Consider the following 21005-nt stretch of genomic DNA (forward strand, 5'->3'; position numbering starts at 1 on the left):
AAATCGGTTATCGCTGCCGCCGCGCCGTTCACATCGTTTTAACCTTGCGGCAAAACCACGACCTCGACCCGCCGGTTCAGCGCGCGACCGGCTGCGGTGGCGTCATCCGCGCGTGGCGTGGCCGGACCAACCCCGTCGAAATCGATCTGCTCTGGCTTTAGATCAAACTTTGTCAGCAGCAGCGCCTGTACGCTGGCCGCACGTTGTTTTGAAAGCTCGATATTGGCAGAAAGCGGCCCCGTGGCATCGGTATGGCCGATCAAAGTCACCCGCCGCTTGGGGTCTGCCCGCAACCAAGCCGCCAAATCGCGCAGGCTGGCGTAATCGCCCGGCGCAAGACTGGCCGAGCCTGCGGGGAAATCCAGATCCTCTAGCACCAGCTTTTGCGCTGCCGTCAAGGCAAGCGCCAGATCGCTTTGCGCTTCAACCGGCGGCGCGGCCGCACTGCCCGCAAGGGTCAGTTGCACAAAGCCCGCCTCTGCCCCGCGCGAGACCAAAAGACTGGCATAGTCCAGCCCCGCCTGACCCTGCCGCTGCGCCAAAAGATAGCGGAAATCGCCCAGATCAATATGCAGGGCAGGTTCGGACAAAGTCCTGATATTAAATCGAAAATCGAAACCACCACAGGCCTGATCGCTGCACTCAAAGATCGGTTGATAGCCGGCTTGCAGGATCTGCCGCGCCAAATCCTGCATCAGATCCTCGGTCACGGGGCGCGCAATCGCAAGCCGCCACGCCACTTGCCGCAGCTGCCCCACCCCCTGCACCATCGCGGCTTTGCCATCGACAAAGGCGCCAGAGGCAAGCGCGAAGCTGCCGATCTCGTGGCTTTCGTCGGTCTGTTCGGCGGGGGCGGGAAAGGTCAAAACCAGATCAGGTGCCGCCCAAAGCGGGCGCACCACTGCGCCCAACAGCGCCAAGCCAAGGAAAACAGCTTTCTCTAACCGCACACTCACCTGCTCGGTCCCCTAAAGGGTTATTTCCGACGATAGTGATACTGTCCCACAAGCCCCAAACCAAGAGAAGTATAAAGCGCGCGCGCCGCTGCATTGGCTTCGGTCACCACCAAGGAAAAGCTGTGCGCGCCATTATCTTGTGCCCATTGCACTGCGGCCCGCAAGATATTGTTGGCGGAACCCTGCCGACGCTGGGCGGGTGTGACTTCAAGCGCGTGCAGCATCGCGGTGCCCTCATGCAGGGCGACAAAACCCACGCCTGCCGCGCGGTCATTGGCGCGGCCCAAAATCGCCACCTTGGGTGCCTTTGCCCGCGCCATCACCGCCACGCGCGCAGGGCCAATGCCGCCCTCTTGCCACAGGGTTTCGGCAATCGCCATCGGCGGCCAATGCGGAAAGGTGGTCATGTAATCGGGCGGTGGCAGCGCCAGATCTGTGATTTTGGCCGCGTAGCCGACAACCGGATCGACCAGGCGATAGCCCTGCGCCGCAAGCGCTGCATCCAGCGCCTCTTCGCCCGGATAGATCACAAAAATCAGCGGCTGGCCCAGCGCCTGCATCGCGGCCTCGGCCGCAGGAATGTCTTGCACCGTCCAGCCTGCGCGCGGCGAGGTTGCCATCACCCGCTGCCCGCCGCCTTGCCCCTCGCGGATCAGCCATGGCCCCACCGCCTGCGTGCGGACCGCAGGCCAAGTCGCCTCCATCACCGCGCGCAGATCAAAGCTCATGGCGCAAACATCGCCGTCAGCCGCGCCATGGCGGCTGCAACCTGCGCGCCATCGGCACCTCTGATCACCAGATTGGTGCCGTAAGCCCCATCTTGGGTGAAGGGATAAGAGCCCATCGACAGATCAGGATACTCTGCCGCCAAAGCGCCAAAGCCTTCGGCCACCGTGCCTTCGCCCAGCATCAGCCGCAGGTTTTGCGTCACCAAAGGCGCGCCGCCGGTCAGCATCGGCAGAACCGAGGCAACCATGGCCTCGAACACTTTCGGCACCCCCGCCATCACATGGCAATTGCCAAGGCTGAAGCCCGGCGCGACCGACACCGGGTTTTCGATCAGCACGGCGCCATCTGGTATCCGCGCCATCCGCTGGCGGGCTGCGTTAAACTCCATGCCTTGGCGGGCATAATGTGCGCCCAAAAGCGCCATCGCATCAGCGCGGTGGCTGATGCCCGCGCCAAAGGCCGCAGCCACCGCATCGGCGGTGATGTCATCATGCGTCGGGCCAATGCCGCCCGAAGTGAACAGATGGTCATATTTTGCCGAAAGCGCCTGCACCGCCGCGACAATCTCGGCATGGACATCGGCGACGACGCGCACCTCGGCCAGATCAATGCCCCGCGCGGTCAGCGCATTGGCGATAAAGTGCATATTGGAATCGCGGGTGCGTCCTGACAGGATCTCGTCCCCGATCACAAGCATGGCGGCGGTTGGGTTGGGCATGGTGTTCTCCACTGGGTTAACACTGGTATAGGGCGCGAAAGGGCGCTTTCAAACCCCCGTCGCTGAGCCAACTGCCGGCAGATTGCCCCGTGGGTCTGGCGTTGCCGCGCTGCTTGTCCTATCTAGGACGAAACCGGAGGGCTAGCGCGTGGAAGATATCCGTGGTCGACTGACAAAAGACGGCATTCGCATCTATGAGGATGCAGATTTTGCAGGCATGCGCGAAGCAGGCCGGATCGCCGCTGAAATTCTGGACATGGCGATTGACTACGTCAAAGTCGGGGTCTCGACTGCAACCATTGATGATTTCATCCGCGAAGAGATCGTCCGGCGCGGCGTCACCTCGGCCACCATCGGCTATAAGGGTTATCAGCACGCCTCTTGCATCTCGGTCAACCATGTCGTCTGCCATGGCATTCCGGGCGCTAAGATCTTGGCAGATGGCGATATTCTGAACATTGACGTGACGGTGATCGTCGATGGTTGGTTTGGCGACACCAGCCGGATGTATGTTGCAGGCAATGCCCCGCGCAAGGCCGAACGGCTGATCGAAGTCACCCACGAAGCGCTGATGCGCGGCATTGCGGCGGTGAAACCGGGCAATACCTTTGGCGACATCGGCTTTGCCATTCAGTCTTATGTCGAGGCCAGCCGCATGTCAGTGGTGCGCGATTTCTGCGGCCATGGGCTTGGTCGGGTGTTCCACGCGCCGCCAAACGTGCTGCACTATGGCCGCGCCAATGCCCGCGAGGTCTTGGAAGAGGGGATGTTTTTCACCATCGAGCCGATGGTGAACCTTGGCCGCCCGGAAACCAAGGTTTTGGCCGATGACTGGACCGCCGTGACCCGCGATAAATCGCTGTCCGCGCAGTTTGAACATTCGGTCGGTGTCACGGCCACGGGCTGCGAGATCTTTACGCTTTCGCCCGCAGGCAAGTTTCATCCGACCTATGGCTAAAGCCGCAAAAGTGCGGCCAAGTCTTTCATATCGCTGAACAGTTCTGCGCCAACCGCCGCTAAGGCTGCATTGCCGTGTGGCGCATATCCCAAGCAGCGCATACCCGCCGCGCGCGCCGCCATCGCCCCGTTGGGGCTGTCTTCGATCACAACCGCGCGGGCAGGATCGGCCCCAAGCTGGGCTGCGGCGTAAAGGTAAAGATCAGGCGCCGGTTTGGGTTTGCCAAGGCTTTGGCCCGAATAGACATGGCCACCAAAGCGCGCCAAAAGCTGCGGGTGTTGGCCCAGCGTCACCGCCATCTTGGCCTCTGACCCATTCGAGCCGATGGCATAAGGCACGCCGCTTGCGTCCAGCGCGTCTAGCACCGCCTCGATTCCGTCGATCAGATTGGTGCCAAGCGCCAGATCAGCATAGATTTTTTCGTAAAAATCCGCCACCCAGCCCGCAGGCAGATCGGCCCCCAATGCACGCGCGGCCAAATAGACGCCGTGAATGGTGCCGCCCAGAAACAGCTGCTCCATCTGCGCCCGCGTCAAATGCAGGCCATAGCCCGCCAGTTCCGTGCCCAGCAGGGCAAAGGTCTGCCCCTCGCTGTCCACCACCACGCCGTCGCAATCAAACAGCACCGCCGAAGGGGTCATAGCTCGGCCCTCAGGATCGTCACCAAAGTATCGCCATATTTGCGCTGATCCAGCTGAGTAAACCCGTCAGGCGTCAGCGGTTTTAGGTTTTCTTCCCAGATCACAAGCGCCTCGGCGGCAAGCCACGGTCGCAGCGCCTGCAAAGCCGCCTCGCCCATCGCCTTGCCATAGGGCGGGTCCAGAAACACCACATCAAACCCTGCACCCGGATTGATCCCCGGTTTCAGGGCATCGCGCCGCAAGATTTCGCAGCGCGGCTCTGCCCGCATCAGCGCGATGTTGCGCTTTAGAACGGCGGTCGAGGTTGCGCCGTTTTCGATGAAAACCGCCTCGGCCGCGCCGCGTGACAGCGCCTCTAGCCCAAGCGCGCCGGTGCCTGCAAAGACATCCAACACCCGCGCCCCGCGCAAGGGGTTGCCATAGCCGCCATTGATCAGCAGGTTAAAGATCGACTCGCGCACGCGGTCTGAGGTGGGTCGCAAATGCGCCGCCGCATCGCCTTCGCCAAGTGGGCTTAGGTGCAACCCCCGCGCCGTGCCGCCGATGATCCTCATGCGGTAAGTAGGCTTTTCAGTGCAAGGCTTGGGTCCGCGACCATCGCCTTGCTGGGGGATTTTCCGGCCTCGATCAAGCGCTTGCCCACCATATAGGCGCGCGGATCATTCATCGCATCCACCGCCAAAAGCTGATCGCCGCAATAATACCAGAACGACACCGACGCCCCTTCCGGCCCGCGCGTCACGATGCTGTCATAGCCCGTGTTCAGCCCCGCGATTTGCAGCTTGCAGTCGTATTGATCCGACCAAAACCACGGTTTCGCAACATAGGGCTGGTTCGCGCCCATGATGTTTTCGGCCACCGCTTCGGCCTGATCAATCGCATTGCCCACCGATTCCAAGCGCAGCCGCCCCGCGCCATGCGGAAAGCTGGCGCAATCGCCCGCCGCCCAGATCGACGGATCAGAGGTGCGGCCCAAAGTGCTGGTCTTGATGCCGTTGTCAATTTCAAGCCCAGCCTGTTCGGCAAGCGCGGTTGCAGGCATGATGCCGACGCCAACGATGACAAAATCGGCAGGCAATTCGCGGCCATCTGTCAGCCGCGCCCCCGTCACCCGTACCTCGCCCAGCAGGCGGTCAAGCCCGGTTGCCTCAAGAATTTTCACCCCATGCGCCTGATGCAGGTCGCGGAAATAAGCGCTGGTTTCGGGCGAGGCGACGCGCTGCAAAATCCGCGGCGCCATCTCTAAAACCGTTACATCCAACCCCAGCTTGGCGGCCACGGCGGCCGCCTCCAGCCCAATATAGCCGCCGCCCACGATGATCAGCCGCCGTCCAGCCGCAAATTCGGGCTGCATCGCATCCACATCGGCCAAGCTGCGCACAGTAAAGACGCCGTCCAAACCGCCACCAATCGCCGCTGGCAACCGACGCGGAATGGATCCTGTGGTTAAAACCAGCTGCTCATAGGTCAGAGTCTCAAGCCCGACTGTCACGGTTTTCTTCACCGGATCAATTGCTTGCACAGGGTGACCCAAGCGCAGATCAATCGCATTCTCGGCGTAAAACTCAGGCCCCCGCAGCCACAGCCGTTCGGCCTCCATCTGCCCCAGCAGATAGGCTTTCGACAGCGGTGGGCGCTGATAGGGCGGCGCCGTTTCTTCGCCGATCAAGGTGATCGAGCCATCATGCCCCAAAGCCCGCAGTTTGGCCGCAACCGCCGCCCCCGCCTGACCCGCGCCGATCACAACTACGTCCATTTTGCCAACCCCTCTGGTCGATGCCTGTTGCAAAGCCTATATCTGCACAAGAAGAAAACGCAACGCGAAGGGGAGATATTATGACGATTTCAGTAGGTGCAACACTACCGGACGCACAACTTCAGGTCATGGGCGCGAATGGTCCAGAATCCGTGTCGCTGGCCGCCAAACTGGCGGGCCGCAATGTGGTGATCTTTGGTCTGCCCGGTGCCTATACCGGCACCTGCACCAGCGCGCATGTGCCAAGCTTTATCCGCACCCAAGACAAACTGGCCGCAAAAGGCGTTGACGAGGTGATCTGCCTGTCGGTCAATGATGCCTTTGTGATGAAGGCTTGGGGCGACAGCACGGGCGCAACCTCGGCCGGTATCACCATGCTGGGCGATGTCGACAGCGCCTTTACCAAGGCCATTGGGATGAACTTTACCGTGCCGCCGATTGGCTTCTTTGACCGCTCCAAGCGCTATGCGCTTTATGCGGTTGATGGTGTGGTCAAGGTTTTGCACGCCGAAGAAAACGCGGGTCAATGCGACATCTCGGGTGGCGAGGCGATGCTGGCCGCGATCTGACCCCTAGGCGACCCCGTGCCCCTTGGCGCGGGTCTCGCACAGACAGGAAATCGGTTCGGAGTGGTCGCGGATCACTTCGGCCGGGCCTGCGGCTTTGTCCATCAAGCTGGCCAGTTTCAGATCCAGATCCGACAGGCCGTCGCAATCATGGGTCACCAAGGTGACATCGACGATATTGTATTTGTTCGACCATTCGGGATGATGGTTCAGCTTTTCTGCAGCAAGTGCTGCGCGGGTCATAAAGCCCCAAGCCTCTGAAAAATTGCGAAACTTCCAGATCTTGCGGATCGCATCACGCCCCGCCACAGCCCCCCAGCCGGTTTCGCCCAAGGCGGGCAGATGGGCGGTGCGGGCTTCGCTGGAAAGCAAGTCAGCCATGAAATTTCCTTTCAATCCTCGGTTTCAACGCGGCGGAAGGGGCCATAGGCGGTCAAGACCTCGATCTCTTCGTCCACGGCGCGACGTTCTTCTGCCAAATAGCGCGCCACCGCATCGCGAAACGACGGATCGGCGATATAGTGCAGCGAATGCACCGGCGTTGGCAGATAGCCGCGCGCAAGTTTGTGTTCGCCCTGCGCGCCGGCTTCGACTCGGGCCAAGCCGTTGGCGATGGCCCACTCGATCGCCTGATAGTAGCACAGTTCAAAGTGCAAACAGGGATGTTCCTGCGTGCAGCCCCAATAGCGGCCAAACAGCGTCTCGCGTCCGATGAAATTCAGCGCCCCTGCGACCGGCGTTTCGCCGTCAAAGGCCAGCACCAACAGCAAATCGTCGCGCATTGTGCGCTGCACCTCGTCAAAAAAGCTGCGGGTCAGATAGGGCGTGCCCCATTTGCGCGCGCCGGTGTCTTGGTAAAACTGCCAAAACGCATCCCAATGCTGCGGTTCGATCTGCGCGCCGGTCAGGCTGCGTATGGTCAGGCCAGAGGCCCGCGCGGTTTCGCGTTCCTTGCGGATCATCTTGCGCTTGCGACTGGAAAGTGCAGTCAAAAAGCCGTCAAAATCAGCGTAGCCGTTGTTTTCCCAATGAAACTGCTGAGTGATCCGGTGCAAAAGCCCGTGCTTTCCGGCCAGCGCCTCGGCCTCTTCCTCGGTGCAAAAGGTGAAATGCAGCGAAGACAGGCCGTTTTGATCGGCAATCGAAATCGCGGTTTCCAGCAGGGCTTCGCGCCATTTTGGATCGCCCAGAAACCGCTTGCCGGTGGCAGGGGTGAAGGGCACCGCGACTTGCAGTTTGGGGTAATAACTGCCGCCCGCGCGCTCTAAGGCCTGCGCCCAGCCGTGATCAAAGATATATTCGCCCTGACTGTGCGATTTGACATAAAGCGGCAGCGCCGCCACCGCCGCACCGTCGCGCAGCACCAAAGGGCGGGTTTGCCAGCCAGTGCCCTTGCCGGTTGAGCCCGAAGCATCCAGCGCCGCCAAAAACCGATGCGTGGTAAAGGGGTCAATCGCTCTGCCCTCGGGGCAAGCCAAAGCGTCCCAGTCTTGGGCAGAAATCTCGGACATTCCGTTCAGAAGATCGGCTTGCAGTGACACCTTTGCCCCCGTCTGTGCTGTGTCAGAAGATGGAGCAGCCTAGGCCGGAGGCAAGGCCGCATAGCCCTCGAAGGTGATATTCTGTGCATATTTGCGCGCTTTTGCTTCGGCCTCTGCCGATTTGATCGTCCAGCACAAAATCGCCGCACCCTGCGCCTGCAACTCTGCCACCCTTGGGGCGGCCAGATCGGCGGCCTCGTGGCTGATAAAGCTGCAAAGCGCGCGATCATAATCGGGAATCCCGCGCAAATCGGCGCAGATTTGTGCCGGCAGCGGCGCCCAATCGGCCGGATCATAGGCCGAAGTGGTCAGGCCCCGTGCGATCTGCGGCGCAAGTCTTGCCATGCGCGCAATCGCATGCGGGTTGAACGACATCACCGCAACCGGGCCTGCATAGTGCGCAAGCTCTGCCGCCGTTGCCGTCTCTAACTGGCCATCGGTTTCAGACATCAGCCCGGTTTGATCTTTGATCTCGATCAGCAGCGGCACGCGCCCCGCAACCAGCCGCAGCACCTCTGCCAAGGTCGGGATACCTTCGTCGCTGTCGCGCAGTTTGATCTGGCCCAAGTCCGCAGCGCTATGCTGTGCGACCAGACCAGAAGCCTCGGTCAATCGCCCCAAGTCTTCGTCGTGAAACACCATCGCGATGGTGTCCGCCGAAAGTTGCAGATCAATTTCAATGGCATAGCCAGCCTCGATCGCGGCCTGTATCGCCGCCCGAGAATTCTCGGGGCGGCGCGCGGCGCGATTATGGTAGGCGCGATGCGCAATCGGGGTGGTTAAGAAGGCGGCGGGAAGCGGCGCACGCATCAGCGTATCTCGAAAATGCCTTCGATTTCGACCGCGACCCCAAGTGGCAGCGATGCCGCCGAAACCGCCGAACGCGCATGCCGCCCCGCGTCACCCAAGGCGGCAACCAGAAAGTCTGACGCGCCATTGATCACCTTGGGCTGATCGGTGAAATCTGCGGTCGAATTGACAAAGCCCACCAGTTTAACCGCCCGCACCAAGCGCGAAAGATCGCCGTCGCAGGCCTTTTTCAACTGTGCCAGCAGCGAAATCGCACAGGATTTCGCAGCCTCTGCCCCCGCTTCAACGGTCATATCCGCGCCAAGTTTGCCTTTGGTCAGCCCGGCCGCGGTTTGGCTGATCTGCCCCGAAATATGCACCAGATTGCCAACCACAACGAAGGGCACATAGTTCGCAGCCGGAGCAGGGGCATCGGGCAGGGTAACGCCAAGTTCGGCAAGGCGGGCTTCGATCGTCGACATGGCAGTCTCCTGTTTCACTTACCTCAGGCTATCGTGCCAATTGTGACGGGGCAAGGCCCGCTGGTCGTAACAAGCGGCTGTTTTTAGGCTTCTGGGCAGTACGGTTTTTCTGCTGTTCTATTTATGAATATAAATTCAGTATCAGCTTTCACGCATCGCCTTGGCAAAATAATCTGTGATTGGCTTTAGCAGATAGGTGATCGGCGCCTGCGCGCCTGTTTCAATAAAAGCCTCAACCGGCATGCCTGGCAACAAGGGTGTCGTTGCCAGTTTGGCCATTTGATCGGTGTCGATGGCGATGTCGGCCCGATAATAGGCAAGCTGGCTGCGTGGGTCGATCAGCGCATCGGCCGAAAGCCCTGTCAGATGGCCAAAGATCGACGGCATATTGCGAGCAGAAAAGCTGGGAAAGACAAGCCTAACCTGTTGACCAACATGGGTTTCATCGCGGTGCAAAGGTGGGATGTTTACCGAAACGATCAGGGGGCGGTCTTGCGGAACAATATAGAGAATCGGCTCTGCGGCCCGCAGCACTGCGCGCGGTGCTGTCACTTGCAAACCCAAGATGACGCCAGAAACCGGCGCTCGAACTGCCAGCTTTGTGATCTGGTCGGTCAGCTGGGTTTGGCGTTCCGCGAGGGTTGCAATTTTCGGGTTTAGATCCTGTAACTCTGCGCTGATCGCTTCTTGGCGTATTTCTCTCAGGCGCAAAGCCTCGAGCGTCACTTCGATCGCGCGTTCGGTTGCCACAGCTTGCGCCGTGGTTAACGTAGCCAGATCGCCTTGAAGCCTTGCCGCTTCACGTTGTAGGGCAAGCACGGGTGAAGATTGGACAAGCCCCTGACTTTGAAGTTTAATTTTCACGGCAAGATCTGCATTGATGTAGGATAGTTGCTGCTTTGTCGCCGCAAATTGCGCCGTTAGACCCTTGGTCTGGAGGGTGATTTGGTGCTGCCGTTTCCCTAATTCGGCGCTCTGTCGCAGCAGACTCGCTTTGCGGCTATGGAATAGGGCGATTTGGTCAGCGATTTGCTCTGCCAGTTCGGGCCTTTTGGGCGAAAGACGGTTTAAAATGGCTGAAAATAAGGGTGTTGCCTTGTCGGCCAGTTCTGAATTCAGCCGATCGCGCCGCGCGATGGATGAGTATAATTGCGCCTCGACGAGGTCTAATTCCGATTGCAAAACGGTGCTGTCAAGCCGGATCAAGACATCGCCCGCGCTGACCGTCTGCGCCTCTTTGACTGCAATTTCGGCGACCACGCCGCCCTCTGGATGCTGGACGATTTGCTTGTTTCTCTCAACCTCAACTTGTCCCAAGGCAATGATTGCACTGTCTATTTTCGCGAAATATGACCATCCGCCAAAGCCGCCGACCAAGAGACCCAGTGTGAGCAAGCCGATGATCACCGATTTTCGGGCAGACAACGCAGCGGGTAGGCTTTTTGTCATGCCACCCCCCCTAAATCAGTCGAGGCGATGATTTGGGTTTGGTTCTTTACCAAACTGCGCAGCACCGCATCCCGCGGTCCAAAGCCGCGACAAAGCCCATTCTCCAGCATCAGCAACTGTTCGCATTCTTGAATCGCCGCAGGGCGGTGCGCCATGATGATCACCGCGCCGCCGGCCGCTTTTGTCGCGCGAATCGCAAGGTTAAGCGCATGGGTGCCATCGTTGTCGAGGTTTGAATTCGGCTCATCCAGCACCAACAAGACTGGATCGCCAAAAACAGCGCGCGCAAGCCCAATGCGTTGAATTTGCCCACCCGACAACCCGCTGCCAGAGGGCGAAATCCGCGTATCATAGCCCTGCGGCAGCCGCAGAATCATCTCATGCGCCGCGGCTTTTTGGGCTGCAGCGATAATTTTTTCGGCATCAACCCCAGAGCGCAGTCTGGCGATATTCTCGGCGATTGTGCCGTCAAAAAGCCCCACGCGTTGCGGTAAATAGCCGATATAGCTGCCCAAAACCTCGGGGTCATAGTGATCCAAACTGGCACCGCCCAAGCGAATATGGCCGCCTGCCGGCCGCCACGCCGAGATGAGGGCGCGCGCAAGGCTGGACTTGCCTGCGCCCGAGGCCCCAATCACTCCGAGCGCCTGCCCCGGGTGCAGCTCGAAACTGACAGCGCGCAGGCTGGCTTGCGTCTGGCTGGGTGGAAAAACCGTTAGATTATCGACTTTCAGCCAGCCTTTCGGCGCAGGAAGGGCGGTGCGCGCGGGCTGTTCAGGCAGGCGTGACAGCAGCAGTGCCAGCCGCGCCCAGCCTTCTTGCGCACGCGAAACGGTCGCCCATTGGCCGATGGCTTGCTCGATCGGGGCCAAAGCCCTGCCAAGCAGGATCGAGGTTGCAATCATTGCACCGGCCGAAAGCTGATTTTGCAGCACCAACCAAGCCCCCAATCCAAGCATCGCTGATTGCAAAAATAGGCGAAAACTGCGCGATAGGGTGCCAAAAAGCCCAATGCGGTCGCCCGCCGCAAGCGAGGCCACCAGCCCCGCCTGACGCAGCTTTTGCCAGCGATCAAAGCTTGCCTGCGTCATCCCCATGGCTTGAACGGTCTCGACCTCGGCCTTGATCTGGTCAGCCATCCGCTCGGCCGCGATGGCTTGGGCATTGGTTTCGGCCAGCGGTTGTTTGGCAAGCTGTTGAGTTAAAGAGGTCAAAACAATCAAAGTCGCGCCACCCCCAAGCGCCAATAGGCCAAGCAGGGGGTGGAAGGCAAAAATCAGCAAGAAAAACAATGGTATCCAAGGCACATCAAAGATTGCCAACACCACTGGAGAGGCCCAAAGCCGTTGCACGGCTTCTAGATCGCTTTGCGCGGCACGGGCGGCTGCGTCATCGGGCCAAAGCATCAGGCTGCGCAGCGCAACCGCAAAGACGCGGCGATCCAGACGATCTTGCAGCTTTGCACCCATCCGCGTGGTGATGCGGGCGCGGGCATGGTCCAGCAAGGCCAAGGCGATAAAGAGACCTGTTGCCAAGCCTGAAAGCGCCACCAAAGTCGGCTCTGACCGGCTGGCCAAGACCCGATCATAGACCTGCAACATATAGACAGCACCGGTTAGTTGCAGCAGATTTGTGAAGACCGAAAAAATCCCCACCGCCCAGAGCAAGCGACTCTGACCCGCATGCGCCTGTCGCAGCAGGCTCTCGCCCAAGGTTCTGTCGGATTTTATCGCCACAGCAGACCTTCTTATCGCCTCACGCAGCCAATCTGCGGCAATAGGTCTTAAATCTGGATGAAGAGCGCGCCATTATTTGCCTAAGCTGCGATCAATTGGCGCAGACCTGGCAAAAACCGCCCCAAATCGTTCACAACTTGGGCTTGGGCGTTGTCTTGTGGTTCGACTCTGCTTAACGCTTGGACTAGTAGAGCGAAAGTGTTTCTCGGCCGCAAACAATTTAGGACTCGCCTTATGACTAATTTACCGCTGCGCAGGATTGCGAAACTTGGGGCTGTCGCGCGCGCGGCGGTTGCAATTTCAGGGCTGGTGCTGGTTGCAGGCTGCGCGCGGCCGCTGCCCACGGCTGGGGTGAACGACCCCTTTGAGGCCGGAAACCGTGCAACCCACGCGTTTAACCTTGGCCTCGATCGGGCGGTGTTAAAGCCTGTTTCGCAGGCGATCGGCGGCACCGGACGCGGGCCTGTAGCCTCGGGGCTAAAGCATTTTGTTGATAATCTTGATACCCCGCGTGATGTCGTCAACGATCTGTTGCAGCTGCGAATCGGTGCGGCTGCGCACAACACCCTGCGCTTTGTGGTCAATACCACTGTCGGGCTTGGTGGCCTGTTTGATCCGGCGACGGCTGCGGGCGTTCCCGCCAAGCCGACGGATTTTGGCGAGACGCTTTATGTTTGGGGCGTTGATGAAGGCCATTATCTGGAGCTGCCAGTCTTTGGCCCCTCAACCGCACGCGATGCTGCGGGCAAAGTGGTTGATTTCGCCTTGAACCCACTGTCGCCGCGGATCAAAGCGCCGCAATCCTATGGCGTGAGCGCGGCAAAGGTTGGCGATGTGGTGGCTGCCCGCGCCCGCCACAGCGAAACCATCGATTCCGTTCTTTACGGAAGTGCTGACAGCTATGCGCAGTCGCGGCTTCTCTATTTGCAAAATCGCCGCTATCAATTGGGTCAACAAGCCCCCGATGCCGCCGCGATTGACCCTTACGAGGATCCCTATGGAAAATAACCATTCAATGATGTCGCGGCGCCGGTTTGCGGCGGGTTTCGCGCTTGGCTCGGTTGCGATGGCTTTGCCCTTGCCTGCTTTGGCGCTGACGGTTGAAGATGCGCGTGCGCTCATCGACAAGGCCGTGGCCGAAATCAATGCCACCATTGCCTCGGGCAAAAGCGAAACCGCGATGTACGGCGATTTCGAGCGGATCTTTTCGCGCTATGCTGATGTTGCTGCCATTGCACAGCGGGCCTTGGGGCCTGCTGCGCGCAGCGCCAGCAAGGCGCAGATGGCGGCCTTTACCAAGGCTTTTCAAGGCTATATCAGCCGCAAATACGGCTCGCGCTTTCGTGAATTTATCGGTGGCACGATCGAAGTCACCGATGCGCGCCCGTTGAAAAGCTTTTATGAAGTGGTCTCTGTTGCCTTGCTGAAAGGCCAGGCGCCTTTTGATTTGCGCTGGCATGTCTCGGATAAATCGGGGCGCAATCTTTTCTTCAATATCATTATTGAAGGCATCAATATGCTTGCCTCCGAAGGGGCTGAGATTGGCGCTATGCTGGACAAGCGCAAGGGCGATTTGGATGCGTTGATCGTCGATCTAAAGACCGCCTAAATCTTTGATATTATTATAAAATAAAGCGCCTTTTGCGGCGCTTTATTGTTTTTTGCCAAAGATTTCGCGCAGCAGCGCTTCGACTTGATTATCCGACGGATTCATCAGCGGTTGCGAGGCCGTGCCGCTTTGATCTCTGGGTGCTGCCCCACTTGCCAATGACGCGCCAAGGTTTTGCGGTGCAACGCGGACGTCGGGCAAAATCATTGGCAGTTCGGTCACCGGCGCGCCTGTCTCGATGCGGGTCATCACCTCGTGCCAAATTTCTGCGGGCAGCGTGCCGCCTGTGACGTTTTTCAGGGGTGAGTTGTCATCATTGCCGATCCAGACGCCGCAGACATAATCGCCGGTAAAGCCAATAAACCAAGCATCCCGCGCCGAAGAGGTGGTGCCTGTCTTGCCCGCTGCCGGACGATCCGCCAGCTTTGCGCGCGCGCCGGTGCCCTCGGCCACCACCCGCGACATCATATAGGTCAACAGCCCGGCGGCCTGCTGCGAGATCACCCGCTCGCCAATGCCGCCGCCTGCGCCCATCAGCGAGTCTGCCTCGCCCTTCAGCTTTAACTCTTCCAGCCCATAAGGGGTGACCGAAGAGCCGCCGTTCAAAATGCCGGCATAGGCGCCTGTCATCTCGATCAACGTTGATTCTGACGCTCCCAGCGCCAGCGCGGGGCCAGCGGCAAGGCTGCTTTCAATGCCAAAGCCCTGCGCGACGGTACGCACAGCGTCGCGGCCGACCGCCTCGGCGACCCGCACCGCAGGTACATTGCGGCTTTCTTGCAAAGCCTCGGTCAAAGTGATCAGCCCCTTGAATTTATGGTCATAATTGTCAGGGCTCCAAGGGCCCGAGCCTGGAATATTGATCGTCAGCGGCGTGTCTTCGACAAAGTCAGAGGGCGACCAGCCCATATCCATTGCTGCGGCATAGACGAAGGGTTTGAACGAAGACCCCGTCTGGCGCAGCGCCTGCGTGGCGCGGTTAAAGCTGCCCGCCGCGGCAATCTTGCGCCCGCCCACCATCGCCCGCACCGCGCCATTTGCGCTCATCACCACAATCGCCGCTTGGGCCTTCGAGCCCGCAGTGATCTTGGTATCAAACACAAAGGCCAGCCCCTCTTCGGCCTGCTTTTGCATGTTTTGATCCAGCGTTGTGCGCATGATCACATCTTCGGTCGTGGTCGAGGTCAGAAAATCTGGCGCGCTTTCCATCACCCAATCGGCGAAAAAGCCGCCCGATTTCGTTTGTGCTGCCTCTGACAGCTGTGCGGGGTGCGCGCGGGCCTCGTCTGCCTGCGCTTTGGTCAGATAGCCTTGATCCTGCATCAGGCCCACAATCACATTGGCGCGGTCTTGCGCGCGCTGAAGATTGTTGGTGGGCGCATATTTTGACGGCGCTTTCAGCAGTCCTGCCAGCATCGCGGCCTGCGCTGGGTTGACCTGATTGGCCGAAATTCCAAAATAGCGCTGGGCTGCCGCTTCGAAGCCGCGCGCGCCTGCACCCAGATAGGCGCGGTTGAAATAGATCGTCAGGATCTCAGCCTTGGAATATTTCACCTCCATCGCCAGAGCATAGGGGATCTCGTTCAGCTTGCGCTTGACCCCACCCGAGCGGCAGTCGTCTTCATAGGCCGCCTCGGATTTCCACTGTTTTGGATCGTAAGCCGTGCCCAGACACAGCAGTTTCGCAACCTGCTGCGTGATCGTCGAGCCGCCGTTGCCCTCAAGCGGCCCGCGCCCTGCCGCAAGGTTGATGCTGATCGCCGAGGCAATGCCGCGTGGGCTGACGCCAAAATGCTGATAAAACCGCTTATCCTCGGTCGCGACCACCGCGTCCTTTAGAAAGGGCGAAACCGTGTCCGAGGTGATTTGCCCGCCAAAGGTTTCCCCCCGCCACGCAAAGACCGTGTCGTTACGGTCCAGCAGCGTCACCGATCCCTTGGCGCGCCCATCCAGCAGCGCCGAGACCGGCGGAAGCTGTTGATAGAAATAGAACACAAAGCCCGACAAGATCAGGCCAATAACCAAAGACACCCGCCAAACCACCGCCCAGATCAGCCGCCCAATCCAGGCAAACAGCCGAGAAAATAGTCCTCGCCGCGGCTTTTGCGCGGGTTTCCGGTTGCGGTTTGGCTTTTTTGGGGGAGGCGGCGGCCTGCTTGCCGTGCTTGCGCCATAGCGCCGATCCGCCACAAGTGGCGTGCCCTTGGTCCGATGTCCCGCCATGCCCGACTGCTTTCCGTTTTTGTATTTTTATCAGCTTAACCGCTTTTCAACCAATTGTGGAGCGGTGCCAGTGTCGATTCGCGAATTGCTGCCGCCCTTAAATTAGGCGTTCCGGCCTAATTTCGCCTAAAATATAATCTTATGCCTTGAACCAGGCGCTGTGCAGCTGCCGAAAACTTGTGCTGCAGCTGCGAAAGCCGCCTTCTGCTTCCGAGGGCCGATCACGGGCCTTGGTAAAAACGAAGGGGTGCATCGTGAAAATGATCATAGCCGCCATTAAGCCCTACAAGCTCGACGAGGTCCGCGAAGCGCTGACCGAAATCGGCGTGCGTGGGATGATGGTCACAGAAATCAAAGGTTTCGGCATGCAGTCGGGCCATACGGAAATCTATCGTGGCGCGGAATACGCGGTGAATTTTGTGCCAAAGATGCGGCTTGAAATCGTCGTGGCAGATAGCCTTGCCGACACTGTGGTCGAAACAATCACCAAGACCGCACGGACCGGCAAGATCGGTGACGGCAAGATTTTTGTGTTGGACGTGGCAAGCGCTTTGCGCGTGCGCACCGGCGACGTCGATGACGACGCGCTGTGAGAGGGGACAGATGATGATGAAGAAGTTTGGACTTAGCGTAGCGGCGATGCTGGCAGCCTTGCCTGCCCTCGCGCAAGAAGCGGCGGCCCCGGCCGCAGAGGCGGCTGCCCCCGTGATGGACAAGGGCGATGTGTCTTGGATGATGACCTCGACCGTTTTGGTGCTGTTCATGATCCTGCCCGGCCTGGCGCTGTTTTACGGTGGCCTTGTGCGCAGCAAAAACATGCTGTCTGTCTTGATGCAGACAACGATCATCGCTTGCATGGTGATGATTATGTGGGTCGTTTTCGGCTATTCGGTCAGCTTTGGCGGCGGCACCTCGCCGTTCTGGGGCGGGTTTGGTAAGCTGTTCCTTGCGGGTGTCACCACCGACAGCATGGCCGCGACCTTCACCGACGGCGTGGTGATCCCCGAGTTCGTGTTCATCGCCTTCCAGATGACCTTTGCCGCGATCACGCCTGCGCTGATCATCGGCGCCTTTGCCGAGCGGGTGAAATTCTCTGCCGTGCTGATCTTCACCTTTCTCTGGGTGACCTTCGCTTACTTCCCAATCGCCCATATGGTTTGGGACGCAGCCGGCTATATCTTTAACCTTGGCGCAATCGACTTTGCAGGCGGCACAGTTGTGCACATCAACGCAGGGGTTGCGGCTTTGGTTGGCTGCATCTTGATCGGCAAGCGCATTGGTCTTGGCAAAGAAAACATGGCACCGCATTCGATGGTGATGACCATGATCGGCGCTTCGATGCTCTGGGTTGGTTGGTTTGGCTTCAACGCTGGCTCGAACCTCGAATCGAACGGCGGCGCAACCTTGGCGATGATCAATACCTTTATCGCAACGGCTGCTGCGACGCTGACCTGGTCGGCGCTGGAAGGCCTGCAGCGTGGCAAAGCCTCGATGCTTGGTGCGGCTTCGGGTATGGTTGCTGGCCTTGTCGCCATCACCCCTGCTTGCGGTACCGTTGGCCCGATGGGCGCCATTGCTGTCGGTGTACTTGCGGTTTTCGCCTGCTACTTCTTCGTCACCGTTGTGAAGAATAAGCTTGGCTATGACGACAGCCTTGACGTCTTTGGGGTGCACGGCATCGGCGGCATCGTCGGCGCCATCCTGACAGGCGTGTTCTCGGCAGGCTCCTTGGGTGGCGTAAACGGCGACGACTATTCGATCGGATCGCAAGTCTGGATCCAGACCGAAGCCGTTGTGATCACCATCGTCTGGTCCGCTGTCGTGGCCTTCATCGCCTATAAGATCGCCGACATGACCGTTGGTCTGCGCGTCGAAGCAGATGTCGAACGTCAAGGCCTTGACCTGACCTCGCATGGCGAACAGGCCTATCACGGCTAAGAGTTGCACTTAATGAATAGACACCCCGACAGAATTCTCTGCCGGGGTGTCTTCATATTTAAAACAAGAAGAAAGGGGGGCTTTGCCCCCCGCTGCGCTCCCCCCAGGATATTTAAAGACAGATGAAATAAAGCGCGTACTTGGTCTTCATCTGTCTAAAAATATCCTCGGGGGGGAGGCCGAAGGCCGTGGGGGGGCAGACAGCCCCCCCTTGTTTTAGCTGGTCACTTTCGCAATCGCTGCCGCAAGGATCGGAACGGTTTTTGCGTTCAATCCAGCGATGTTGATGCGGCTGTCGCCCACCATATAGATGCCATGCTCTTCACGCAGGAGGTTGACTTGTGCTTCGGTCAGGCCAAGGCGGCTGAACATGCCGCGATGGCTGGCCACGAAGTCAAATCGATCTGAGTTGGTGGCAAGCCGCAGCGCGTCGGCAAGGCTTTGGCGCAAGCCCAGCATGTTTTGGCGCACCTCTTCCAGTTCGGCCTTCCAATCGGCGCGCAGGGCGTCGTCTTGTAAGATCATCGTCACCAGCCGCGCACCATGATCGGGCGGAAAGCTGTAGTTCTGCCGGTTTAGGAAGTTCAGGTTGCCTTGGGTGATGGCTTTACGGGTGGCCTCGCCCAAGGCAATCAGGATGCCGGTGCGTTCGCGGTAAATGCCAAAGTTTTTGCTACAGGAAGCTGCAATCAGCACTTCTGGGAAGGTGGCAGCGATTATCCGGGTGGCAGCGGCGTCTTCTTCCAGTCCGTCGCCAAAGCCTTGATAGGCCAGATCGACGAAGGGGATCGCGCCTTTGGCCAGCAAAAGCGCTGCGACCTGTGCCCATTGATCGGCGTTCAGATTGGCGCCGGTTGGATTGTGGCAGCAGCCATGCAGCAGCACCGCGTCGCCTGCGGCGACATTGGCCAGATCTTGCATCAGGCCGTCAAAGTCGATGCCGCGGGTTTCGGCGTCGAAATAGCGGTATTCGGCCATCTGCATGCCAAGGTATTTGATGATCGAGGGGTGGTTTGGCCAGGTTGGGTTTGACAGCCAGACCTTTGCCTTGGGCGAGGCGAGTTTGATCAGCTCCAGCGCCTGACGGATCGCCCCGGTGCCGCCCGGTGTGGCGACCGAGGCTGCGCGCTCGGCAAAGCCCGCGCCAAGGATCATCTCGATCATCGCAGCGTTATAGGCGGGCTCGCCTGCAAGGCCGGTATAGGTCTTGGTGGTCTCGATCTCCCACAACTGCTTTTCTGCGGCTTTGACCGCGCGCATCACTGGCGTTAGGCCTGTTGCGTCTTTGTAGACGCCGACGCCAAGGTCGATCTTATCTGCACGCGGGTCTTCGCGGTACATTGCGATCAGTTGCAGGATTTTGTCCTGCGGCTGCGGGTTTAGCTGTTCTAGCATCCTATTATCCTTTTTCGACCGCGAGGTCGTCATACATGCCCCATTCGGCCCAAGAGCCATCGTAGAGCGCATGGTTGCGGTGGCCGATGCGTTCCAGCGCAAGGCTGAGCACGGCGGCCGTCACGCCAGACCCGCAAGAGGTGATGGCGGGTTTTGTCAGATCAACGTGTGCGGCCTCAAAGATCGCGCGCAGCTCGGCTGGCGGTTTCATCGTGGCATCTGCATTCAGCAGGCTGGCGAATGGCACGTTTTTCGAGCCCGGAATATGCCCCGCGCGCAGGCCGGGCCGGGGTTCGGGGGCTTCACCGCGAAAGCGCGCGGCGGCACGGGCGTCGATGATCTCGGCCTCGCCCAATTTGGCGGCATGGGCGACTTGGGTGACATCCTTGACCAGATGGTTCTGGCGCGCCGTGGTCATATGGCGGTCGCGCACCATTGGCGGCATGTCTTCCAGCTCGCGGCCCTCGGCACGCCATTTCGGCAGCCCGCCATCCAGCACCGCGATATCGGTCTTGCCCATCAGCCGGAACGTCCACCAGACGCGGGCGGCGGAAAACAGGCCCAAGGCGTCATAGACCACCACCTGATGCCCGTCGCCAATGCCCATCGCCCGCATCCGCGAGATGAACTTTTCTGGCGCAGGTGCCATATGTGGCAGCGCCGAGCGGCTGTCGGTGATTTCGTCAATGTCGAAAAACCGCGCGCCGGGAATATGGCCTGCGGCGTATTCAGCCTGCGCGTCGCGGGCCATGTCGGGCAGAAACCAGCTTGCATCCAGCACCCGCAGATCGGGATCCTTTAGATGTGCGGCAAGCCATGCCGTCGACACAAGGGTTTTCGGGTCATCATTGGGGGAGGGTGTCATGCTTCGCTCCGCGCTGAGTGTGCTGCCGCAGTAAACCCAACGTCGGTTTCTGGCAAGGGCAAGCGCCCGCGCCGCCGTTACAGATTGCCCTTCAGCCCCTGTTTCAACAGCCGCGATTTCTGCCGATCCCAGTCGCGCTTGGCCGAGGTTTCCCGCTTGTCGGCCAGCTTTTTGCCCTTGGCGACGCCGATGGCGATTTTCACCATGCCTTTGTCGTTGAAATACATCCGCAGGGGCACCAGCGTCATGCCTTCGCGGCCAACCGCATTCCACAGCCGCGACAGTTCTTTGCGCGACACCAACAGCTTGCGCCGCCGGCGTTCTTCATGCGGGAACATTTTGGCCTGCAAATAGGGCGCGATATAGCTGTTGATCAACCACAGCTCGCCGCCTTCGACCGAAGCATAGCTTTCGGCGATGTTCGAGCCGCCCTTGCGCAAGGATTTCACCTCGGAGCCAAGCAGCATGATGCCAGCTTCGATATCGCTTTCGATGGCGAAATCGAAACGCGCGCGCCGATTTTCGGCGATAAGCTTAGAATTGGGGTCTGATTTCTCTACCATGGTGCAGTGGGAAATAGGCGCTTGGGGGGGCAGAGTCTAGGGGCATGCGGGCTTTGCAGCTCGATCGCCCCGGTTGCGGTGGCTTGCGCAA

The 21005-nt window shown here is 59.6% G+C and carries 22 protein-coding genes; 6 read left to right on the forward strand and 16 right to left on the reverse strand.

The window, feature by feature from the left end; translation table 11 throughout:
- Positions 1 to 38: 38 nt before the first annotated feature.
- Genes V7Q10_RS00235 through V7Q10_RS00245 form a run of 3 tightly spaced genes read right to left on the reverse strand, consistent with a single transcriptional unit; the run spans position 39 to position 2403 of the window.
- On the reverse strand, positions 39 to 950 hold the full coding sequence (locus tag V7Q10_RS00235) for an OmpA family protein (RefSeq protein ID WP_333867016.1): 912 nt from the start codon (positions 948 to 950) through the stop codon (positions 39 to 41).
- 26 nt (positions 951 to 976) lie between these two features.
- Positions 977 to 1684 (reverse strand): GNAT family N-acetyltransferase, encoded by a 708-nt coding sequence (locus tag V7Q10_RS00240; protein WP_333867017.1) that lies wholly within the window; start codon positions 1682 to 1684, stop codon positions 977 to 979.
- Entirely contained in the window at positions 1681 to 2403 is a 723-nt protein-coding gene (locus V7Q10_RS00245; protein WP_333867018.1) for a competence/damage-inducible protein A, read from the reverse strand. Before V7Q10_RS00245 ends, V7Q10_RS00240 begins: the two co-directional genes overlap by 4 nt.
- A 148-nt stretch (positions 2404 to 2551) precedes the next feature.
- Between V7Q10_RS00245 and map the strand changes: the two genes are divergently transcribed.
- Complete coding sequence (gene map, locus V7Q10_RS00250) at positions 2552 to 3361, forward strand: type I methionyl aminopeptidase (RefSeq protein ID WP_333867019.1); 810 nt, start codon at positions 2552 to 2554, stop codon at positions 3359 to 3361.
- Here map and V7Q10_RS00255 read toward each other — a convergent pair.
- The 3 genes from V7Q10_RS00255 to V7Q10_RS00265 are packed head-to-tail and all read right to left on the reverse strand — an operon-like array spanning position 3358 to position 5758.
- On the reverse strand, positions 3358 to 4002 hold the full coding sequence (locus V7Q10_RS00255) for an HAD family hydrolase (RefSeq protein ID WP_333867020.1): 645 nt from the start codon (positions 4000 to 4002) through the stop codon (positions 3358 to 3360). The genes map and V7Q10_RS00255 overlap by 4 nt on opposite strands.
- Complete coding sequence (gene rsmD / locus V7Q10_RS00260; protein ID WP_333867021.1) at positions 3999 to 4556, reverse strand: 16S rRNA (guanine(966)-N(2))-methyltransferase RsmD; 558 nt, start codon at positions 4554 to 4556, stop codon at positions 3999 to 4001. Before rsmD ends, V7Q10_RS00255 begins: the two co-directional genes overlap by 4 nt.
- Positions 4553 to 5758: an NAD(P)/FAD-dependent oxidoreductase gene (locus V7Q10_RS00265; protein ID WP_333867022.1), complete on the reverse strand. Its 1206-nt coding sequence runs from the start codon at positions 5756 to 5758 to the stop codon at positions 4553 to 4555. The genes rsmD and V7Q10_RS00265 overlap by 4 nt, the downstream gene beginning before the upstream one ends.
- An 80-nt stretch (positions 5759 to 5838) precedes the next feature.
- On the opposite strand from V7Q10_RS00265, the gene V7Q10_RS00270 reads away from it, so the two are divergent.
- Positions 5839 to 6327, forward strand: coding sequence for a peroxiredoxin (locus V7Q10_RS00270; RefSeq protein WP_333867023.1), 489 nt, complete (start codon positions 5839 to 5841; stop codon positions 6325 to 6327).
- Positions 6328 to 6330: 3 nt separating this feature from the next.
- Here V7Q10_RS00270 and V7Q10_RS00275 read toward each other — a convergent pair whose 3' ends face one another.
- The 6 genes from V7Q10_RS00275 to V7Q10_RS00300 all read right to left on the reverse strand — a co-directional run bounded on the left by V7Q10_RS00275 (position 6331) and on the right by V7Q10_RS00300 (position 12321).
- A complete protein-coding gene (locus tag V7Q10_RS00275; protein WP_394971716.1) occupies positions 6331 to 6705 on the reverse strand; it encodes a 4a-hydroxytetrahydrobiopterin dehydratase in 375 nt (124 codons plus the stop codon).
- Positions 6706 to 6716: 11 nt separating this feature from the next.
- Entirely contained in the window at positions 6717 to 7835 is a 1119-nt protein-coding gene (locus V7Q10_RS00280; protein WP_333867164.1) for a GNAT family N-acetyltransferase, read from the reverse strand.
- Between the two features lie 69 nt (positions 7836 to 7904).
- Positions 7905 to 8675 (reverse strand): glycerophosphodiester phosphodiesterase family protein, encoded by a 771-nt coding sequence (locus V7Q10_RS00285; RefSeq protein WP_333867024.1) that lies wholly within the window; start codon positions 8673 to 8675, stop codon positions 7905 to 7907.
- Positions 8675 to 9136: a RidA family protein gene (locus V7Q10_RS00290; protein ID WP_333867025.1), complete on the reverse strand. Its 462-nt coding sequence runs from the start codon at positions 9134 to 9136 to the stop codon at positions 8675 to 8677. The genes V7Q10_RS00285 and V7Q10_RS00290 overlap by 1 nt, the downstream gene beginning before the upstream one ends.
- A gap of 141 nt (positions 9137 to 9277) precedes the next feature.
- Complete coding sequence (locus V7Q10_RS00295) at positions 9278 to 10585, reverse strand: HlyD family type I secretion periplasmic adaptor subunit (RefSeq protein ID WP_333867026.1); 1308 nt, start codon at positions 10583 to 10585, stop codon at positions 9278 to 9280.
- Positions 10582 to 12321 (reverse strand): type I secretion system permease/ATPase, encoded by a 1740-nt coding sequence (locus V7Q10_RS00300; RefSeq protein WP_442885795.1) that lies wholly within the window; start codon positions 12319 to 12321, stop codon positions 10582 to 10584. Before V7Q10_RS00300 ends, V7Q10_RS00295 begins: the two co-directional genes overlap by 4 nt.
- Positions 12322 to 12555: 234 nt before the next feature.
- Here V7Q10_RS00300 and V7Q10_RS00305 point away from each other — a divergent pair, with 234 nt between their 5' ends.
- Together V7Q10_RS00305 and V7Q10_RS00310 are read left to right on the forward strand one after the other, a co-directional pair.
- Complete coding sequence (locus V7Q10_RS00305) at positions 12556 to 13329, forward strand: MlaA family lipoprotein (protein ID WP_333867027.1); 774 nt, start codon at positions 12556 to 12558, stop codon at positions 13327 to 13329.
- Positions 13319 to 13930: an MlaC/ttg2D family ABC transporter substrate-binding protein gene (locus V7Q10_RS00310; protein ID WP_442885796.1), complete on the forward strand. Its 612-nt coding sequence runs from the start codon at positions 13319 to 13321 to the stop codon at positions 13928 to 13930. The genes V7Q10_RS00305 and V7Q10_RS00310 overlap by 11 nt, the downstream gene beginning before the upstream one ends.
- 42 nt (positions 13931 to 13972) lie before the next feature.
- Here the strand turns inward: V7Q10_RS00310 and V7Q10_RS00315 are convergent, their stop codons facing one another.
- Positions 13973 to 16153, reverse strand: a complete 2181-nt coding sequence (locus tag V7Q10_RS00315) for a transglycosylase domain-containing protein (RefSeq protein WP_333867028.1) — start codon at positions 16151 to 16153, stop codon at positions 13973 to 13975.
- Between the two features lie 254 nt (positions 16154 to 16407).
- On the opposite strand from V7Q10_RS00315, the gene V7Q10_RS00320 reads away from it, so the two are divergent.
- Both V7Q10_RS00320 and V7Q10_RS00325 read left to right on the forward strand, forming a co-directional pair.
- Positions 16408 to 16746 (forward strand): P-II family nitrogen regulator, encoded by a 339-nt coding sequence (locus V7Q10_RS00320; protein ID WP_333867029.1) that lies wholly within the window; start codon positions 16408 to 16410, stop codon positions 16744 to 16746.
- A gap of 13 nt (positions 16747 to 16759) precedes the next feature.
- Positions 16760 to 18091 (forward strand): ammonium transporter, encoded by a 1332-nt coding sequence (locus tag V7Q10_RS00325; protein WP_442885797.1) that lies wholly within the window; start codon positions 16760 to 16762, stop codon positions 18089 to 18091.
- A gap of 216 nt (positions 18092 to 18307) precedes the next feature.
- On the opposite strand, the gene V7Q10_RS00330 is transcribed toward V7Q10_RS00325, so the two are convergent.
- The 3 genes from V7Q10_RS00330 to smpB form a co-directional block, all read right to left on the reverse strand.
- Complete coding sequence (locus V7Q10_RS00330; RefSeq protein WP_333867030.1) at positions 18308 to 19486, reverse strand: amino acid aminotransferase; 1179 nt, start codon at positions 19484 to 19486, stop codon at positions 18308 to 18310.
- Between the two features lie 4 nt (positions 19487 to 19490).
- Positions 19491 to 20351: a 3-mercaptopyruvate sulfurtransferase gene (gene sseA / locus V7Q10_RS00335; protein WP_333867031.1), complete on the reverse strand. Its 861-nt coding sequence runs from the start codon at positions 20349 to 20351 to the stop codon at positions 19491 to 19493.
- A gap of 77 nt (positions 20352 to 20428) precedes the next feature.
- Positions 20429 to 20914, reverse strand: a complete 486-nt coding sequence (gene smpB, locus V7Q10_RS00340; RefSeq protein WP_333867032.1) for an SsrA-binding protein SmpB — start codon at positions 20912 to 20914, stop codon at positions 20429 to 20431.
- Positions 20915 to 21005: the final 91 nt, after the last annotated feature.

It is taken from the genome of Cypionkella sp. (assembly GCF_036782355.1).
GTDB lineage: Bacteria > Pseudomonadota > Alphaproteobacteria > Rhodobacterales > Rhodobacteraceae > Cypionkella.

Excerpts from the sequence above, each read along its gene's own strand:
- V7Q10_RS00240 (WP_333867017.1), bottom strand. The coding sequence starts at position 1,684 with ATGAGCTTTGATCTGCGCGCGGTGATGGAGGCGACTTGGCCTGCGGTC.
- V7Q10_RS00245 (WP_333867018.1), bottom strand. The coding sequence starts at position 2,403 with ATGCCCAACCCAACCGCCGCCATGCTTGTGATCGGGGACGAGATCCTG.
- V7Q10_RS00255 (WP_333867020.1), bottom strand. The coding sequence starts at position 4,002 with ATGACCCCTTCGGCGGTGCTGTTTGATTGCGACGGCGTGGTGGTGGAC.
- rsmD (WP_333867021.1), bottom strand. The coding sequence starts at position 4,556 with ATGAGGATCATCGGCGGCACGGCGCGGGGGTTGCACCTAAGCCCACTT.
- V7Q10_RS00265 (WP_333867022.1), bottom strand. The coding sequence starts at position 5,758 with ATGGACGTAGTTGTGATCGGCGCGGGTCAGGCGGGGGCGGCGGTTGCG.
- V7Q10_RS00270 (WP_333867023.1), top strand. The coding sequence starts at position 5,839 with ATGACGATTTCAGTAGGTGCAACACTACCGGACGCACAACTTCAGGTC.
- V7Q10_RS00275 (WP_394971716.1), bottom strand. The coding sequence starts at position 6,705 with ATGGCTGACTTGCTTTCCAGCGAAGCCCGCACCGCCCATCTGCCCGCC.
- V7Q10_RS00280 (WP_333867164.1), bottom strand. The coding sequence starts at position 7,835 with ATGTCCGAGATTTCTGCCCAAGACTGGGACGCTTTGGCTTGCCCCGAG.
- V7Q10_RS00285 (WP_333867024.1), bottom strand. The coding sequence starts at position 8,675 with ATGCGTGCGCCGCTTCCCGCCGCCTTCTTAACCACCCCGATTGCGCAT.
- V7Q10_RS00290 (WP_333867025.1), bottom strand. The coding sequence starts at position 9,136 with ATGTCGACGATCGAAGCCCGCCTTGCCGAACTTGGCGTTACCCTGCCC.
- V7Q10_RS00295 (WP_333867026.1), bottom strand. The coding sequence starts at position 10,585 with ATGACAAAAAGCCTACCCGCTGCGTTGTCTGCCCGAAAATCGGTGATC.
- V7Q10_RS00305 (WP_333867027.1), top strand. The coding sequence starts at position 12,556 with ATGACTAATTTACCGCTGCGCAGGATTGCGAAACTTGGGGCTGTCGCG.
- V7Q10_RS00310 (WP_442885796.1), top strand. The coding sequence starts at position 13,319 with ATGGAAAATAACCATTCAATGATGTCGCGGCGCCGGTTTGCGGCGGGT.
- V7Q10_RS00315 (WP_333867028.1), bottom strand. The coding sequence starts at position 16,153 with ATGGCGGGACATCGGACCAAGGGCACGCCACTTGTGGCGGATCGGCGC.
- V7Q10_RS00325 (WP_442885797.1), top strand. The coding sequence starts at position 16,760 with ATGATGAAGAAGTTTGGACTTAGCGTAGCGGCGATGCTGGCAGCCTTG.
- V7Q10_RS00330 (WP_333867030.1), bottom strand. The coding sequence starts at position 19,486 with ATGCTAGAACAGCTAAACCCGCAGCCGCAGGACAAAATCCTGCAACTG.
- sseA (WP_333867031.1), bottom strand. The coding sequence starts at position 20,351 with ATGACACCCTCCCCCAATGATGACCCGAAAACCCTTGTGTCGACGGCA.
- smpB (WP_333867032.1), bottom strand. The coding sequence starts at position 20,914 with ATGGTAGAGAAATCAGACCCCAATTCTAAGCTTATCGCCGAAAATCGG.